This is a genomic window from Algoriphagus pacificus (genome assembly GCF_017254845.1).
GTDB classification, from domain to species: domain Bacteria; phylum Bacteroidota; class Bacteroidia; order Cytophagales; family Cyclobacteriaceae; genus Algoriphagus; species Algoriphagus pacificus.
In genome coordinates this window covers 1-324 of the sequence record NZ_JAFKCU010000037.1, presented here as the reverse complement: position 1 = coordinate 324, position 324 = coordinate 1, and the positions used below count along the sequence as shown (strand labels likewise).

Sequence of the window (324 nt, the reverse complement as noted above, 5' to 3'; positions counted from 1 at the left end):
ACCCCTGATCTAAGCGGCGTACCAGCCGGAGTAACGGTGAGCATTGCCTTGGACGGCACGGTAAGTATTGATGTTCCAGCGGGATACACAGGTCCTACGAGCTTTGCCATCCCTTATGAAGTGACTGACGAGAACGGCTTGAGTGATTCAGGGATCATTACAGTAAGCGTGAACGTAAACGGAGCTCCTACAGCGAGTGACGTGAGTTTCACGGTAACACCGGGCACTCCTTTCGTAGGCACATTGCCGATCACTCCGGGCAGTGGAGATATCGTAGAAATCACCCCTGATCTAAGCGGCGTACCAGCTGGAGTAACGGTGAGC

Annotated in this window: 1 protein-coding gene; it reads left to right on the top strand. The window is 53.7% G+C overall.

The features are described 5' to 3' along the window. The coding region (locus J0A69_RS22485; RefSeq protein ID WP_206588861.1) for an Ig-like domain-containing protein at nucleotides 1-324 on the top strand (324 nt) is incomplete at both ends.